The sequence below is a fragment of the Dactylosporangium roseum genome (assembly GCF_025264685.1).
Taxonomy (GTDB): Bacteria; Actinomycetota; Actinomycetes; order Mycobacteriales; family Micromonosporaceae; genus Dactylosporangium; species Dactylosporangium roseum.
Window position 1 is genome coordinate 2936838 of the sequence record NZ_CP073721.1, and the last position, 16062, is coordinate 2952899.

At 68.0% G+C, this 16062-nt stretch carries 15 protein-coding genes and 5 pseudogenes; 15 read left to right on the forward strand and 5 right to left on the reverse strand.

Annotated features, from left to right (window positions below; translation table 11 throughout):
• The first annotated feature begins 2 nt into the window (after positions 1-2).
• A complete protein-coding gene (locus tag Drose_RS14175) occupies positions 3-245 on the forward strand; it encodes a hypothetical protein (RefSeq protein WP_260728657.1) in 243 nt (80 codons plus the stop codon).
• Between the two features lie 320 nt (positions 246-565).
• On the opposite strand, the gene Drose_RS14180 is transcribed toward Drose_RS14175, so the two are convergent.
• The gene (locus Drose_RS14180) at positions 566-1021 is read right to left on the reverse strand and encodes an ArsI/CadI family heavy metal resistance metalloenzyme (protein WP_260728658.1); all 456 of its coding nucleotides are present in this window, start codon (positions 1019-1021) and stop codon (positions 566-568) included.
• A 57-nt stretch (positions 1022-1078) separates the two neighbouring features.
• Between Drose_RS14180 and Drose_RS14185 the strand changes: the two genes are divergently transcribed.
• From Drose_RS14185 to Drose_RS14240, 14 genes and pseudogenes are all read left to right on the forward strand, one after another.
• Positions 1079-1471 (forward strand): ArsR/SmtB family transcription factor, encoded by a 393-nt coding sequence (locus tag Drose_RS14185; RefSeq protein ID WP_390891386.1) that lies wholly within the window; start codon positions 1079-1081, stop codon positions 1469-1471.
• Positions 1472-1562: 91 nt separating this feature from the next.
• Positions 1563-3269, forward strand: a complete 1707-nt coding sequence (locus Drose_RS14190) for a TIGR03086 family metal-binding protein (protein WP_260728659.1) — start codon at positions 1563-1565, stop codon at positions 3267-3269.
• Positions 3270-3424: 155 nt separating this feature from the next.
• Positions 3425-5320, forward strand: a complete 1896-nt coding sequence (locus Drose_RS14195; RefSeq protein ID WP_260728660.1) for an NB-ARC domain-containing protein — start codon at positions 3425-3427, stop codon at positions 5318-5320.
• 43 nt (positions 5321-5363) lie between these two features.
• Positions 5364-5531: pseudogene (locus Drose_RS38755) on the forward strand (AraC family transcriptional regulator); the annotation flags it as partial.
• A gap of 98 nt (positions 5532-5629) precedes the next feature.
• Entirely contained in the window at positions 5630-5881 is a 252-nt protein-coding gene (locus Drose_RS14200; protein WP_260729717.1) for a helix-turn-helix domain-containing protein, read from the forward strand.
• Between the two features lie 64 nt (positions 5882-5945).
• Positions 5946-6354, forward strand: a pseudogene (locus Drose_RS14205) (dihydrofolate reductase).
• A 111-nt stretch (positions 6355-6465) separates the two neighbouring features.
• Positions 6466-7365: a septum formation family protein gene (locus tag Drose_RS14210; protein WP_260728661.1), complete on the forward strand. Its 900-nt coding sequence runs from the start codon at positions 6466-6468 to the stop codon at positions 7363-7365.
• A gap of 111 nt (positions 7366-7476) precedes the next feature.
• Positions 7477-7878, forward strand: coding sequence for an excalibur calcium-binding domain-containing protein (locus tag Drose_RS14215; protein ID WP_260728662.1), 402 nt, complete (start codon positions 7477-7479; stop codon positions 7876-7878).
• 200 nt (positions 7879-8078) lie between these two features.
• Positions 8079-8192 (forward strand): annotated as a pseudogene (locus Drose_RS14220) (transposase); the annotation flags it as partial.
• A gap of 123 nt (positions 8193-8315) precedes the next feature.
• Complete coding sequence (locus Drose_RS14225) at positions 8316-9521, forward strand: DUF418 domain-containing protein (RefSeq protein ID WP_260729718.1); 1206 nt, start codon at positions 8316-8318, stop codon at positions 9519-9521.
• Between the two features lie 127 nt (positions 9522-9648).
• The gene (locus Drose_RS14230) at positions 9649-9906 is read left to right on the forward strand and encodes an ArsR/SmtB family transcription factor (RefSeq protein WP_260728663.1); all 258 of its coding nucleotides are present in this window, start codon (positions 9649-9651) and stop codon (positions 9904-9906) included.
• Between the two features lie 13 nt (positions 9907-9919).
• The gene (locus Drose_RS14235; RefSeq protein WP_260728664.1) at positions 9920-10252 is read left to right on the forward strand and encodes a VOC family protein; all 333 of its coding nucleotides are present in this window, start codon (positions 9920-9922) and stop codon (positions 10250-10252) included.
• Positions 10253-10380: 128 nt separating this feature from the next.
• Positions 10381-10524: pseudogene (locus Drose_RS38760) on the forward strand (IS630 family transposase); the annotation flags it as partial.
• Positions 10525-10899: 375 nt separating this feature from the next.
• Entirely contained in the window at positions 10900-12360 is a 1461-nt protein-coding gene (locus Drose_RS14240; protein ID WP_260728665.1) for an MFS transporter, read from the forward strand.
• A 169-nt stretch (positions 12361-12529) separates the two neighbouring features.
• On the opposite strand, the pseudogene Drose_RS39040 reads toward Drose_RS14240, so the two are convergent.
• From Drose_RS39040 to Drose_RS14255, 4 genes and pseudogenes are all read right to left on the reverse strand, one after another.
• Positions 12530-12670, reverse strand: a pseudogene (locus tag Drose_RS39040) (hypothetical protein); the annotation flags it as partial.
• 65 nt (positions 12671-12735) lie between these two features.
• Positions 12736-13428, reverse strand: coding sequence for a hypothetical protein (locus Drose_RS14245; protein WP_260728666.1), 693 nt, complete (start codon positions 13426-13428; stop codon positions 12736-12738).
• 133 nt (positions 13429-13561) lie between these two features.
• Complete coding sequence (locus tag Drose_RS14250) at positions 13562-14926, reverse strand: cation:proton antiporter (RefSeq protein ID WP_260728667.1); 1365 nt, start codon at positions 14924-14926, stop codon at positions 13562-13564.
• 165 nt (positions 14927-15091) lie between these two features.
• Entirely contained in the window at positions 15092-15793 is a 702-nt protein-coding gene (locus Drose_RS14255) for a class I SAM-dependent methyltransferase (protein ID WP_260728668.1), read from the reverse strand.
• Positions 15794-16062 lie beyond the last annotated feature (269 nt).

Here is a 16062-nt window from a genome sequence, read left to right on the forward strand (position 1 = left end):
CGTTGTCGCAGCGGCTGTCGGCGAGCGCCGGGGACGGTGTGGCCCGGCTGGCCCGCACCGGTGCCCGGTTGACCTGGATCGTCGCCATCGTATTCGCCGCGCTCGCGGTCATCGCCCTTGTCGGCAGCGCCAAGGTTGAGCTGATCGCGGGGCTCGCCCTGCTGGCGGTGCTCCTTGTAGTCGCGTGTGTGGCGGTGGTGATGGTCGCCCGGGCCGGCGCGGGGCGTGACTCGGCCCGCCGGTGAAGGGCCGAGGAAGCCGGCGCTGATCAGGCGTCCGCGACTGCCGGTTTCCACTGCGGACTGACCGCCCCTGCGCACAGGTGGCGGTCTCGGCTCGCCAGTCGACGTGAAAGTCTTCCTTGGCGAAGCCGGGTCGTCCAACGGCACGCGGGTCCTCGCGGACCGGCCCGACAATCGTCATCCCATAAGCCCGATCCGCGTCGACCTGACTGTCGAGCCGCACTCGATCGGTCGGGGTGCGGGCAGGTGTGGGCCCGCGATGGTGGCATCTGTGCGGGTGCCACCGCCGCGGCGCGTGTCGGATCCGGATGAGCCTCGTGCGCTCAGCAGCAGCCGGTCGCTGCGGTCGCCGGCTGGTCGTCCTGGATCCCGCAGGCGCAGTCACCTTCCTGGCGAGCCTTGTCGAGGGTGTCCGCGTCGCCCTTGACGACATAGACCTCCCACGGCTCGGCGCCGGGGCCATGGACCCACACCTTGTCCTGCAGTGCGTAGCAGCAGGCGGTGTCGGTCTCCTCCAGGGTGACCAGGCCCGACTCCCGCAGGCGGCTGGCTGCGGCGGCCACCTCGTCGGTGCTGGACACCTCCACGCCCAGGTGGTCCATCACGGTGGGCTGGCCGGCGTCGCCCTCGATGAGCACCAGCTTGAGTGGCGGCTGTTCGATCGCGAAGTTCGCGTAGCCGGGACGGCGCTTGGCCGGTTCGGCGCCGAACAGCTTCGAGTAGAACGCCACCGACCCTTCCAGGTCGGACACGCGCAGGGCGAGTTGGACGCGGGACATCCCGCACCTCCTTGACTAGATGGGTGTCTAAACAGCAGCTTGCCACGCTGACTAGACATGCGTCAAACTAGACGAGTGTCAAGACAAGAACCGTCGGTGCTCGCCAATGATGCCGCCTGCTGCACGCCGATGGTCACCGAGGCGCTCACCGAGGATGCCGCCGTCGACCTGGCCAGAGGCTTCAAGGCCCTCGGCGACCCGGTCCGGCTGCGGCTGCTGTCGCTGATCGCCGCTCGCGCCGGCGGCGAGGTGTGCGTCTGCGAACTGACCGATGCGTTCACCCTGACCGGCCCGACCATCTCCCACCACTTGCGGGTCCTGCGCGAGACGGGCCTGGTCGACTGCGAACGGCGCGGCACCTGGGTCTACTACCGGGTCGTACCAGCCAGGCTCGCCGTCCTGTCCCAACTCCTCGACGTCTCGCCCGTGGCCGCCGGCACGCGGGCATGAGCTGGCCCGCCGGGACCGGCTTGCTGGTAGCCGCTGTGGTCGGCTAGGGATCGCCGCGACCCGGCTCTCGCCCCATCGGGTCGGGCTGCGTTTGCTGGAGAACACCCGCTGCCAAGGCCACGCTAGACCACCGGAGGCGGGTAGGACGGCGGTGTGCCACGCGACGGGTGGGGTTGACTCTCCCATCGTGGGAGACACGATGGTTGGCGGCGTGCCCGACGAGGATGCCGTCTTGTTGAGTATCGGCGAGCTGGCGGCGCGGACCGGTTTGTCGGTGAAGTTGATTCGTCACTGGTCCGACATCGGCGTCGTGCCGCCGGCCAGCCGCAGCGCGGCTGGATACCGGCGCTACGACACACGAGCGGTGGCCCGCCTCGAACTTGCCCGGACCCTTCGTGAACTTGGGTTAGGCATGGCGGCGATACGGGATGTCCTCGACGGCGAACACAGTGTGGCCGAGGTGGCCGCACTGCACGCTGACGCGTTAGCGGTGCAGATACGCGCCCTGAGGGTGCAACGTGCGGTGCTGCGGTCGGTCGCCGACCGTGGTTCCACAACCGAGGAGCTTGCCGTCATGACGAAGCTGGCACGGCTGTCCGCCGCGCAGCGCACCGCGATCATCCATCAGTTCGTCTCCGACGTGCTCGGCGACCTGAACGTCCCCGGGTACCGGGAGGACCTGTTGGCCGCCACCCCGGATCTGCCCGACGAGCCCACCGACGAGCAGGTCGACGCCTGGCTCGAACTGGCCGACCTGCTCGACGATCCCGAGCTGCGCACCGCGATGCGCCGCATGGCGGAGTACGCCGCGCGGCACGCCCCAGGTCGGCACGACGACCACGAGGTGCGGGCGGTCCAGCAGGTGACCGACTTCTGGGTGCGGCGGGTAACCGAGGCGATCGACGCCGGTATCCCCGCGGACTCGCCGCTGGCCGACTCGATTGTGACCGATATCGTCGGTGCCTGGCTGCCCACCCAACCGGGCAGCGACCTGCGAGACCGCGGTGACGGCGAGCACGCGCGCAGCCGGCTGCTCGAGCAACTGGAGATCGCCGCCGACACACGCGCGGAACGGTACTGGCAACTGCTGTGCATCATCAACGGCGCGGCCGTACGACCGAGCCTGGCCCCGGCCGGGCAGTGGCTGATGACCGCGCTGCGCGCCAACCCCGCACCGCGTGTCCGCGCCGCGAGCATCGATGCCGCCCTCGGCGAAGCCACCCAGCCCGACCCGGTAGGAGTTCTGAACGCCTACGCCCGGGTCCTGGCCGAGGTAGACACGATCGTGGCCACGGTCACCGCCGATCGCTTCGACGACCCCACACCCTGCGCCGACTGGAACGTGCGTGCCCTGCTCAACCACCTGGTCTACGAGAACCTGATGTGGACCAGCCTGGCCAACGGCAACCCCCGAACCGACTTCACCGCCGACCACCTCGGCGATGAGCACGTGGCCGCATTCCGCGCATCAGCCCAAGGCGCGCTGACCGCCTTCCGCCGACCTGGCATGCTGACGCAGCGGTACGGGCCGGCCCCAGGGTGGCGGCTCGTCGAGCAGGTCGTCATCGAGATGCTTGTCCACGGCTGGGACCTGGCCAAAGCAACCGGTCGGCCCACCGACCTCGCCCCCGACATCGCCGCCACGACCCTGGCCACGGTCCACAAGATCTACGGAGAGCTGCCCCGAACACCAGGTGGCTCGTTCGCCCCTACCCAGCCGGTCCCGGACCGGGCGAGCACCACCGACCGCCTCGCCGCGTACCTGGGCCGAAACGTCGACTGGACTCCCCACGACTGATCGTTGGGACCTCGCTCCTGCCAGGCTCGCGTCCGCTCCTGCCCGGCATCACCTGAACGACTTGCCGGGGCCCGGGATGTCGAGCACCCTCTGTCTAGGCACGCCGCCACCCATGGAGAGGTGACGGAGCGTTACGAATGAGGCATGATGCGTAGATGCACGATCAATTGGTCGTAAGGCGTTCGCTGATTGCGCTAGCACTGTTATCGTTCGCCGCTCTGATTGGCGCAGGCGGCCTCTATCTTGCTCACCGGGGGCTTGATAACGCAGATAAGATCGCAAGCGTAGGCAGCTTCCTTGTCGCCCTTGTGGGCCTTCTTCAACTGATCGAGCCGGGTCGACGACTGTTGATTTGGCTACGCCGAGGGCCTGGGAATCACGACGTTCCCAGCCTCATCGATGGCATCCCCGGCGCCGCACCTCCCGTGAATCCGAAATTCACCGGGCGGGCGGAGCAACTTGCTGAGCTCACGCGAGCATTGAAGCAGGACGGGCGGGTGGCAGTTGAAGGAATCGGCGGTGTCGGGAAGACCGAACTCGTAGCCAAGTATGTCGAGATGTCAAGGGGCCGCTACAAAAAAATCTGGTGGATTCGCGGTCACAACGACGAGGTTGCATCCTCTGACGTCGACGCGATTGCCTGCACTATTTCGGATGCGGAAACGCCGCGTGCGCGACTGGCGGCCTATTTCGACCTGCTACGAACCGAACGTCGATGGCTGCTGGTCATCGATGACGTCGGCTCGGAGACGACCGTCGCACCCTTCCTTTCGAGCTCCCTGGTGGGACACGTAGTCGTCACCAGCCGGCAGCGCATCGGCCTGGTTCGGGCGAGTATTACCCTGAGCGACTGGGACACGCACGAGGCGATTGAGTTTCTACGTCTGACACTGACGGCAGATGAAAGCAGCCTGGACAGCTTAGCTGCAAGACTCTTCTTCGTGCCGTTGGCCATCTCTCAAGCGGCAAACTTTATTCAGGTTACTGGCATTTCGATACAAGACTTCCTCCAACTTTTCGAAGCGCAGAAGGGAAAGATGCTCGCTGCTGGCAGGGCTTTCAACAGGACCGACACCGTGGCAACCATGTTGCATATTTCCGTTAAGGCTGCCGAGAGCGCGGAGCCCGGCTCCACCAAGTTGCTCCGGATGTGTAGCTTGTACGCTGTAGGGGCAATTCCCGCAGAGTTGCCGCATGCGCTCGGGAGCACCCGATTCAAAGGCGGCTTCGGTCTCCCAAGCCCCGTAGCTGTCCGATTCCGGCGACGACTCCGCGATCCCCTGTCCTACTCCAAGTGGATCGAATCTCTCGCAAGGCAGAGGCTGATCTCGACTGACGCGGGCAACATTGTCATCCATCCCCTAGTCGCAGAGATCGTGAAGAGCGGCCTCACGAAGAAGCAGCTAAGAGAATTGACCTATTTCGGTGCTGTCGGGCTGGTTACCCTCATTTCCAACACGAGCGAGCCTGAAGCAAGGGCCCGACTCTGGCAGACCCTGCTCCCACACGTGGTGGCGATCGGGGATCTTGCTCGGGAACTGAGGCCCCCGTTCGCTGGAACAAACTTCGCGGCCCGAGTGACCTGGTATGCATGGCGTGAAGCGTCGTTGCTTCTCTCGGCAGCCAGCCGGCAGGTGTATGAAGACCATGAGAATAACGAAGGTGAGCGGCTCGCAAGCTTAAGCCTGGAGTTGGCCGAGAAATGCTATGCCCCATCGATGGCTTTCCGTGGAGCCGGTGCCCCCTATTCGTGGTACGCCATGACCAAGGCTCTTGAGGCATGTGCGGCATATGCATACCGAAGAAACGACTTCTCTTTATCCAAATCCTTGCTGATCCGTGCGCTGAAATGCACTCACCACCTCCATCCCCAGGGCAGGGCCGCCATCATCACCGGGCTGGCCAGCACCGAAATCCGACTAGGCGATATTGAAAGCGCCTCAGCCCTGCTCGAGAAGGAGTTGTCGTCGCTCCGTCGAAAGTTGCCGGACTCCGATCCGGCATTGAAAGATCTTCTAGTTCTCGACGAAGAGATCCGCGGCCGCACCTGAAGAGTAACCGCCCGGGAAAATCTTACTCCAGGGGCTGCCGCCGATGCCGGCGGCGCTGCTCATCGTCAACCTCGGGGCGCCGTTCCGCATCCGCGGCGGCACCGACATCGAGACGGCCCAGTACGCCGACGGCTGCGTGGTCACCATGCCCACCCGCGCGTTGGAGTTCGGCTACCCATTCCGGACCCGGTCCGTCGGCGTGCACTTCAGGCCGTGGGGCCTGGCGCCGTTCCTGCCGATGCCCGCGGCCGAGCTGTGTGACCGGCCGGTGTCAGCAGCACTCATCTGGCACAGCGGTTCAAGGAGCTCATCGGCGTCACGCCGAAGCGGCTGGCCCGTACCTACCGCTTCAGCGCCACCGTGTTCGCGATCGACCCCGCCGGGCCGATCGACTGGGGCGACCTCGCCGGTGGCGCGGGCTACTTCGACCAGGCCCATTTCGGCCACGAGTTCCGGGCGTTCACCGGGTTGACGCCGACCCGGTACGTCGAAGTCCGGCGGCGGTTCCTGCGCGAACATCCCGGCCACGTGTTTGACGGCTGGCCGCTGCCGGCCGATTGATTTCTTACAAGAGCGGCAGCTCACGACACGCTACTTTGGGGGTACTCAAGCAGAGGAGCGCCCCGTGGGCAAGGTGGTCATGTACAGCTCGGTGTCGGTGGACGGCTTCGTCGCGGACGAGAACGACCAGCCCGGACCGCTGTTCGACTGGTTGTCCGGCGGTGACGTCCCGTTGGACGACAGCGGCGAGCTGAAGGTGTCGCAGACGTCCTACGACTACACCCGGCCGTACTGGGACCAGATCGGCGTCACGATCGTCGGCCGCCACGTCTTCGACCTGACGGACGGCTGGGACGGAAAGCCGCCGGGCGGGATCGACCACGTGGTCGTCGTGACGCACCGGCCGGCGCCCGAGGGCTGGAACCGGCAAGCGCTACTTCGGGTCGGTCGACGCGCAGCACCTGTTGGAGGATCCCGACGTGGTGATCCAGGGCGACCGGGTGCTTCACCTGCGCTACCGGGTGCGCCGTTGACCGAGCCAGGACGAACCGCAGGGCGCTGAGCTGCCACCCGAGGTCGGTATGCGCTGCCCGCGGTAGGTAGCGATCTCCCCGCCGGTCCAGTTTGTTCTACAGTTCGTGACCATGCGCCGCATCGCCCTCCTGGTCGTCGTCACGGTGTTGCTCGCCGGGTGCTCCGCGCCCGCCGGTACCGATGGAAATCTCACCGACGGGTGGGAGGTGCCGCCCGCGCCGTCCGTGCCGGTGCCCGCGATCGGGACGTGTCTCGCCACGGGTGGGAACGTGGCGTACAACGACAAGGGCGATCCTGCGGCTACGCCGGTCGACTGCGGCACACCGCACAAACTCGAGGTGGTGCGGGTTGCCCGGTTCCCCGACGATGCGCAGCCGCCGGCCTGGGGCAGCCCGGCGATGCGGGCCGCATACGCCGACTGCGGGAAGGCCGCCAGCGGATATCTCGGTGGCGACTGGCATACCGCGTGGCTCTTCGTGCACGTCGGCCGGCCCTCCAGCGCCGCTTGGGCAGGCGGTGCCCGGTCCTACGTGTGCGGCGTCGCCGAGTTCGAACGTACCGACTGGGCCAGCCCGGCGGTCGAGCGGATCGGCTCCCTGAAAGGCTCGCTGACCGGCCGCCCGCCACGGTGCGCGACGCTGATCGGCAACCAGCCGGACAAACAGGGCTTCTACCTTCGCATCGCCGGCGAGCGGCGCACCGACTGCAACGAGGCGCACGACGCCGAGCTCGCCGCGGTCTTCGAGCTGCCCGACGGCGCATACCCGAGCTGGCAGGCGCAAGGCGACTACCTGCTGCCCCGCTGCATCACGGCGGTGACGGCCCTGCTCGGGCTGTCCCGGCAGGCCTTCGACCGGCGCGCCGAGTTGTGGGTGCACTTCACCTGGCTCGACGACCAGAGCGAGTGGCAGGCCGGCGAGCGCGCCAGCCTCTGCTACGTCACGGTGCCCATGGCCCACAAGGTCCGCGGAAGCCTGAAGGGCGTTGGCGCTGGACCGCTGCCGTACTGATCCAGAACCTCACCAGGTGGCCGTACGGCATGGGGCGGCAGCCGGGAGAGACCGGCACCTTCGCCCGGCCGGCCGATCCGTTCCGGGCCAGGCCGGAGCACCACCCGACGGGTGACCCCTGCCAGACTCCTCGCCGCCGCGGCCGTCGTGTTCGCGCTCGCCGGCTGCGGCTCGGACCCGAAACCGAACACCGACGGTGTGCACGCGGTCGTCGCGTCTCCGTCGGAGTTGCCGAGCCCCAGCCCGTCACCGTCGCCGAGCCCGTCGGTGGCCGTGCCGAGCGACGCCGCCGTGCCCGGTGCCGGCGTGCCGACGCCAGCGCGGACCACGACGAAGGCGGCCCCGCCGAAGACCACGAAACCCGCCGCACCGAAGACGACGAAGCCGGCGTCCGTGTACTACGCCAACTGTGCCGAGGTGAAAGCGGCTGGCAAGGCGCCGCTGTACCGGGGGCAGCCCGGCTACCGGTCGGGCCTCGACCGTGACGGTGACGGGAAGGCCTGCGAGAAATGATGCTGTCGTCGGCATGGGTGCGGACATGAGCATCATTTTCGACTCGCAGTGCTGGACCTGCCGGCACTGGCGATCCGGCCTCGAGTCTCCGAGCGACACCGGTCCCGGGTTCTGCTCGGCGTTCCCCGCCGGGATCCCGCGAAAATCCTTACCTGCGGAGCGGGCCGCCGTAAGCCGTGGCCGGACGACAACGGTGTCCGGTGGTGACCGTGTTGCAGTACGCGGAGCATCTGACCGACCGGCAGGCCGCTGAGGCGGTACGTACGCGTATCGCCTGGAAGTACTGCCTGGGGCCGGACCTGGCCGATGGAGGAGACGGCGTCCGGTGCGGAGTCGCTCGTCCGACGAAGGATGTACCCGGAATCGGCACCGTGAAGGATGAAGAGGGACCGAACCCCCGCCATGCTGGGTCGAGCCGAATTCATGGGGGGTTGCCGATGGATGTGTCGACGACGGACGGGCAGGTGGCCGAGACCGGCCGGACGCACAAGCCGGCAGGACGGCTGATGCTGTTGGATGTCCTGCGCGGAGTCGCGATCCTTGGCACGCTGGCCACCAACGTCTGGATCTTCACCCACCCGGCCGCCGAATACGGCGTGCTGATCGACACCGCCGACATGGCGGCCCTTGCCGACAACCCGTTCGAGACCGCGTTCCGGTTCCTGGCCAACGGCAAGTTCCTGGCGATGCTCACGATCCTGTTCGGGGTCGGTCTGGCGATCCAGCACCGGTCGGCTCTCCGGCGAGACGGGCGTTGGCCCGGTCGGTACCCGCGGCGCGCCGCGCTCCTGTTCATCGAGGGGACCGCGCACTTCCTGCTGGTGTTCGCCTTCGACGTTCTCATGGGGTACGCCGTCGCCGCGATCGTGGTGGCCTGGCTGCTGGCCCGCTCCGCCCGGGTGCAGGCCGTGGTGATGTGGGTCAGCGGCGGACTGCACCTGGCGCTGATGCTGCTCGGCACCGCCGTTCTGCTGGCCGCCCCGGCTCCGGTCACGGAGGCCGATCCGCGCCTCGCGCGGCTGTTCACCGACGGCAGCTACCTCGACCAGGTCCGCTTCCGGATGGACAACGCGCTGTTCCTGCGAGCCGAACCGATCATCACGTTCGGCCTGTTGGTCTTTCTCTTCCTGCTGGGCGTGCGGCTGTTCCGCGCCGGCGCCTTCGACGCCGGCGCGACCGGCCGCCGGATCCGCCGGCGCATGCTCGTGCTGGGGCTGGGCGCCGGCCTGCCGCTGAACCTGGCCACCACATTGGGCGGCGCGGACCTGTTCCTGGTCGACCGGTACGTGGTGCCGCCCTTGGTCACCCTGGGCTACCTCGGCCTGATCGGCACCCTGCTGGACCGCCTCGCCCGACCCGGACCCGTCACCGCCGGCCTGACCGCGGTGGGCCGCACCGCACTCTCCTGCTACGTGCTACAGAACCTCGCCTGTGCCGCGATCTGCTACGGCTGGGGCCTCGGGCTCGCCGCCGCGCTCGCCGACGCCCGCCCCTGGTGGATCTTCGGACTCTGGGCAGGTGCCTCCGGGGTGCTCGCCCTGGCTGCCTCGCTGTGGCTGCGCCGCTTCCGGCAGGGCCCGCTGGAGGCACTGCAACGGCGGCTGCTGAACGCTGGCACGGCAGGCACCGCCGGGCACGCGTAGCGGCCGGCACACGTGCTCCAGGTCACCTCGAGGTGGTTGGGCAGGATTGGGTACCGACGGCGCCGGACGGGTTGACTATTTCGGGTCAGCCCGAAATAGTGATGCTGTGCAGGTCGTGGAGAGCGAGATGGACGAACTCCTCCGCGCTCTCGCCCACCCGGCCCGGCGCAAACTGCTGCGCCTGTGCTGGCGGACGGCGCGGCCCGCCGGTGCGCTGTCGACGGCGCTCGGGCTGGCCCCGGCGAGCACCTCCGAGCACCTCAAAGTGCTGCGCAAGACGGCCCTGCTCGTGTTGCACAAGCAGGGCACGTTGCGTTACTACCAGGCGAACCCGGCCCGGGTGGCGCAGCTTGGTGCCTGGCTGCTGTCCTTCGACGACTCCTGATGGGAGCACTGTGATGACAAGTCCGATCGTGCACTTCGACATCCACGGCGGCGACGAGCCGGGGCAGCACCGGTTCTACGCCGAACTGTTCGGCTGGCAGGTAGCAAGCCAAGGCCCGGGATACGCGCTCGTCCAGACCTCCGAAAATGGTCTCCACGGCGCGCTCGTCGACGCCGACGCGCCCAGCGTCTCCATCGGGATCGCGGTCGAAGACCTGGCCGCGGCGCTCGACCGGGCAGTCGCGCTCGGCGGGACGGTGAAGATGCCACCCACCAACAACGGCTGGGTGACCAAAGCCCAGGTCGCCGATCCCGCCGGCAACCCACTGACGCTGATCCAGCGGTGACCGCCCAAGGGGCGGCGAAAATCGCGTAGCGAGAAGACGGTGGCCGGCGCGGGCACAAGCAGTTCATCCACGCCCGGTTGCCGCCACGCCGGATGCTACGTTGGTGAATATCGACCAAGATCTGTGTCGAAGGCCTCGCCGGGCTGCCGGACCGGCCCCGCGGCGGCCGGCTCCGGCTGGGCGGCCCCGGCCTCGGCGACCCCATCCGACGGCTCCTAACCACCCCGAAGGCCTGGACCACCGCTCGGATCTGGCGGGCGCTCGAACGGCCGACATGAGCCCGCGCACCATCTACCGCCCCGGGTGCGAGCCGTCATGCGCCCGCTCGCGTGCTGGCGCTCGACGGTGGACCTGCTGCCGCCCTCTGCGGCGCTGGCCAGGCGTTGGTGGAGTGCGGCCAGCTTGTCTGCCGTCGATGGCCGGGTGGGTCGGCGGAGGGCCGGTCCGGTACTCGTAGGGTGAGTACCTCGCCGCCCGAGACGCGGGCCGGATCGGCCGCCCATCGCCGTTGCTGAATGTGTGCGAAGTGAAGAAACTGTGCAGATGGTGATCGAAAACCTCAGACGCCGGCACGGCATCATAGCGATGGTTTCGCGTATGCAGGAAGACTGATCCACGTTGACGCGAGCTGATCCGGAGTTGGTGTGATGTCGCGCCGAAACGGAGATCACGAGCCGAACAAGTGGGCGGGACTCGCGGCGCTCCTCGCGGGGTTCTTCGTCATCCTGCTTGATGCCACAATCGTGGCGGTTGCGAGTCCGAGCGTCCAGGATGATCTCAAGCCGGATGTCTCCGGCTTGTTCTGGGTCACGGCCGGGTATCTGTTGGCCTTCTCCGTCCCGCTGCTCATCGCCGGCCGACTCGGCGATCGGTACGACCCCAAGCGTGTCTTTCTCGCAGGAATGGGCGGTTTCGCCGTCGCCTCGGCGTTGTGCGGACTGGCCCCCTCGGTGGGCTGGCTCATTGCCTTCAGGGTTGCCCAGGGACTCGCGGCGGCGGCGATGACTCCGCAGCCGCTCACGCTGATCCGCCGCCTTTTCTCCGCCGACGAGCGTGGACGTGCCCTCGGCGCCTGGGGCTCGGTCGCGTCAGCCGGCACGCTACTCGGCCCGACTCTCGGGGGCCTTCTGACGGCGTCCCTCGACTGGCGCTGGATCTTCTGGGTCAACGTCCCGGTCTGCGCCATCGCAATTCTCATGGGATGGCGATGGATCCCGAGCAGTCCGGTGCACGCGACCCAGTTGGACCTGCTCGGAGCGGTCACCAGCGCGATCGGTCTCGCCGGTCTCGTCTGGGCACTGCTTGCCTGGCGCAGCGTCGCAATGCCGGCCATTGTCATCGCTGTTGCTGTCTCGGTGATATTGCTGGCCTTGTTCGTCTTCCATGAGCGGCGCATGGGTGCTGTGGCGCTGGCCCCGTTGAGGCTCTACCGGTCGCGGGGCTACCGCACGGCGAGCGTCGCGATGGCGGCTCTCGGCACCGCCGTCATCGCGATGGCGCTACCTACCATGCTGTATCTACAGGAGACGCGAGGCCTCGGGCCGATGGAGGCGGCACTGGTGATGGCGCCGGACGCTGTCATCGCCGCCGCGTTGTCCCCCGTGGGCGGCCGATGGGTCGACCGCGTGGGGTCTCGCCGACCGGCGATCACCGGAATGGCGTTGCTCGCGGCAAGTCTTGTCATCATCGGGCTCGTTGTCACCCTGAACCCGCATCCCTGGTGGGCGGCGCTCGGCGCCGCGGTGCTGGGTGTCTCCAACGCCGTGGCCTGGTCGCCCCTGTCGGTTGCCGCGATGGCGTCGGTCGACTCGGGAGTGGCTGGTGCCGCCTCGGGGATGTACAACACCGTCCGCCAGGCGGCGGCGGTGGCGGGTGTCGCGGTCATCGGAGCAATCCTGGCCGGCCTGGGGCAGCGGCCGACTCTCGCCTTCGGTGTCGTTTTTACGTTCCTGACTGTCATAGCGATCATCGGCGTCATGGCCGCATCCGGTCTGCCCAAGAGCTCGGCCGGAGATGACTCGGATCCTGGCACGGCGGCGGGTCCGGGAGCGGGAGACGAGTATCCAGAAGCCATCGATCACGTGGCGAAGGACGCTCAGCCCCAGTGATCACCGGTGCGTTGCACGCCGTCGTGGTTACCTCAGCATGTCCGCACCGACCTCGGGCCGCCCGCAACCGGCGGTGGGCCCTGTTCCCGCCCCATCCGCTGCTCCACGTGACGGCCAGCTCGATACGAGACTTCCCGCCGATCTTCTTGAAGATCTTGCGCAGGTGGAACGCCACGGTGTGCCGGGACGGGAACATCTGCTTGGCGACCTGGGCGTCGGTAAGGCCCTCCGCAACCGGTTCGGCCACGGCGTACTCGGTGTCGGTGAGGACCGGGACCTGGCTGCTTGGCCAGAATCTGGCCGATGCCATGGAGTTGTCACGGCCGCGCAGCTTGCTTCGGACCCGGGACGAGTCGCGTGGAGAGCCGGCCGCGTTCAGAGGGGGACTTCCAAGCTGCCCACGGCATGTCCGTCGCTGTCGGTTGCCTCGATCGTCAGCAGGGAGGCGTTGGCCGGGACGTTTGGTTCGTAGTGGCGGTGCACGCGCCAGTCTGTACCGGTGCCTCCCGCGCCGCCGCTGACCATGTGGTAGCCGGTGCCGAGGTCATCCCGGAGGCGAATGTTCACGTCTAAGAGGCGGTGGCCCCGTGGCAACGGTGGGCTGAGTGTTGCTTCACCGCTGCGGCCTTCGCGGCGTGCGGCCGCCCACTCGTCGAGTTTCGCTTCCTGCGCCCGACGATGCTGTTCGGCCTCGGCGGTCGGCATTGCGACGACATAGAGATCGACGCGGTTGGTCCACAGCTCGACGCTGGTGAGCACGAACGGCATGCCGTCGACCTGTGCCAGTGGTTGCGCGACGGCCAGGACCCGTGGCAAAGCAGGATCGGCGAGCGGTTCGAGTTGCATGCGGCCCGGCGGGCGGACATCGAATTGAGCGCGCCGTCGAGCGGCCTCGACGGCCTGTTCGAGGCGTTGCCGGGCGTCGGCGTGTGCGGTGTCGTCAAGCACGCCGCAGTCGTGCAGCGCGGCGAGCTGTCCCCGCAGTTGGTCGGCGTCGTTGCTGTAGGCCAACGATTCCCGGCCGAGTGCCGGCGTGAACACGGTGGCCAGCCACTGTTCTGCATCCATGCTGTCGAGTCTGGCGCAATGACCGCGCCGGTGGGTGCCGCATGCGGGGTTACGGCGCATCTCCCGGTTCGCGGCCGGTCGGGGTGTCTTCACGCTTGCCGAGTTCGGTGCGGAGCCCGGCCTTGAAAAGGGCTCATTGACCCTCGTCGCGCGGCGACCCGGACGACTGTTGCTCCGACAGGAAGGCGAGGCCATTTCGCATGCGCAGCTCCTCCTCGCCGGTCTGCTCGATCCGGCCGGCCGCGTAGCGCAGGATCGGCGGGGCCATCAACGATGTGGTGATGGCGACCAGCACGACGATCGTGTACGAGGCCACGTTGAGCACGCCCAACCGTAGGCCGGCCATGGCGACCACCACCTCGACTACCCCGCGGGCGTTCATCCCGGCGCCCAGCGCGAGGGCCTCCCACCGGTTCAGCCCGCTGGTCGCGGCGCCGATGTAGGCGCCGACGAACTTGCCGGCGATGGCGACGACCAGCACGACGAGGCCGGTCAGCAGCACCACCGGGCGCCCCAGCGTAGTGAGGTCGATGCGCAGGCCCGCGGTGGCGAAGAAGAGCGGCCCGAAGACTGCGAACACCGACGTACGCAGGGGGGCGAGCCGCTTGTTGACAGGGACTCCGCTGGTACCGATCAGGATGCCGCCGACGAAGGCGCCGAAGATCGCCTCGAGGCCCAGCGCCTGGGTAGCCGCGGCGGAGCCGAGCACGACCACCGCCGAGACCGCGATCGGCGGCCCGGTTTCGTCTCCGGCCATCGACCAGGCCAGCGCCCGCCTGACGAGCGGCCGGCCGACGAGGACCGCGGCCAGGATCACCAGGAGCAACCAGAGCAGGGACAGCCCGACGTCCCGCGCGCGGAGCGCACCGGTGGCCATCGCGGACACGATCGAGAGCATGAACCAGCCCAGCGCGTCGTCGACCATGCCCGCGCCCAGCGTGAGCTGGCCGACGTTGCGGTGCAGCAGGCGCATGTCGGCGAGAGTCTTCGCGATGACGGGAATCGCGCTGACACACATCGTCACACCCAGGAACAGTGCGAACGTCTCCCGGTCGCCACCACCGGAGAGGACGTCGGCGGGCAACAGGTAGCCGAGGCCGACGCCCAGCCCGAGCGGCAGCAGGAAGCCGGCGGCGCTGATGCGCACGGCGGTGCCGCCGCGGCGCCGGATCATCGGCAGGTCGATGTCGACGCCGGTGAAACCGACGAGCAGCAGTACGCCGAGCTGACCGGCCGCGTCGAGCAGGTGGTACTGCTCGGCCTGTGGCGGGACGAGCCATCGGGAGAACGAGGGCAGAATCTGGGCGAGTACGGTCGGTCCGAAGAGCACACCGGCGCACAGTTCGCCCACGATGGCGGGAAGGCCGATCCGCCGAGCCAGCCTCCCGAGCAGCAGCGCGGCGAGAACCAGCACCGTCACCTGCAGCAGGAAGAGGGAGAGCGGCCGGGCCCCGAGCGGCGCGATCGGGGCAGCCAGGATGACCTCAGAAGTCGACACGGCGGCGAGAGTCCTTCCTCATCGCGGGAGAGCCCGATCGGCGTCCCGCAACGGCGGCCTGCGCAGAGGTTCCGGCAGGCGATCAGCTTCGGCGCCCGCCGGTGGTGCCAGCCGCAATGTCTCCGCGATCGTTCGCGCGCCCCGTGGAATCAAACCTGAGGTGCGTTAGAACCGGAACCTCACGATCCTGCTCGATCGTTTCAAGCCCGGCAGGAGGTTCAACAGGCGATACGTGCGGCGTATGTTCGGGGGTGCCTTGGCCATGAGCACCGGTGCGTCGTACATCGGCGCCTCGTCGACGTATTCGAGCCGCGGGTGCCAATCGGCCAGCGTGGCGGGGTCGTTGAAGCCGCAGTTGAACTGGGTGTCGTATTTGCGCAGCATGGGGTTCCACTTTGAGCTGCGCCACGCCCAGACCGACACCGTGTCGATCTGTATTTGTCCGGTGGGAAAGGCGTCGATGCCGCTCGTCACAAGCCGCCGGGCCTCGGTCTCGGTCAGATAGGGCACCAGTCCCTCGGCGATCATCAGCAACGGGCGGCCTCGGGGGATGCGTTCCAGCCAGGTCAGGTCGGTGACGCTCGAGCCGATCTGGGTGTAGTGCTCGCGCGGCGGCAGGAATCGTTTCCGCAGTTCGATCACGGCGGGGTAGTCCAGGTCGTACCAGTCGACGGTGGCCGGCGGGTCGATCCGGTGGACCCGTGCGTCGAGCCCGCAGCCCAGGTGCAGCACCACCGCATCAGGATGATCGGCGAGGAAGCTTCGGGCCCAGTCATCGTGAGCCTTGGCGCGCACCACGGCGACGAGGCCCATCTGACTGGTGCCGGATCTGCCGTTGTCATAGTCGGGGTCGAGGCGGCGCATCACCCGCTCAGCGTATTGATCGCCGAGGATCGGGTCCGGAAGCCGGTTGTCCAGTGCTTTGGCCTTGAGGACAGGGGTGAGTGTCTTCTGCGCTCCGACGAGCTCAGTGTCTTTCACGACTCCCAATCCCTTGAAGCAGGAGGACTCCGCTACGCGGCTCGATGCTACCGCCGTGAACCGTCGCCGTGCCGGGTCTGGTCAACGCGCGGCGGCGCGGCTTGGGCGCGTGGTCCGGCCTCCACTCTATCGGGGCTCGAAAAAACCGTCACCGC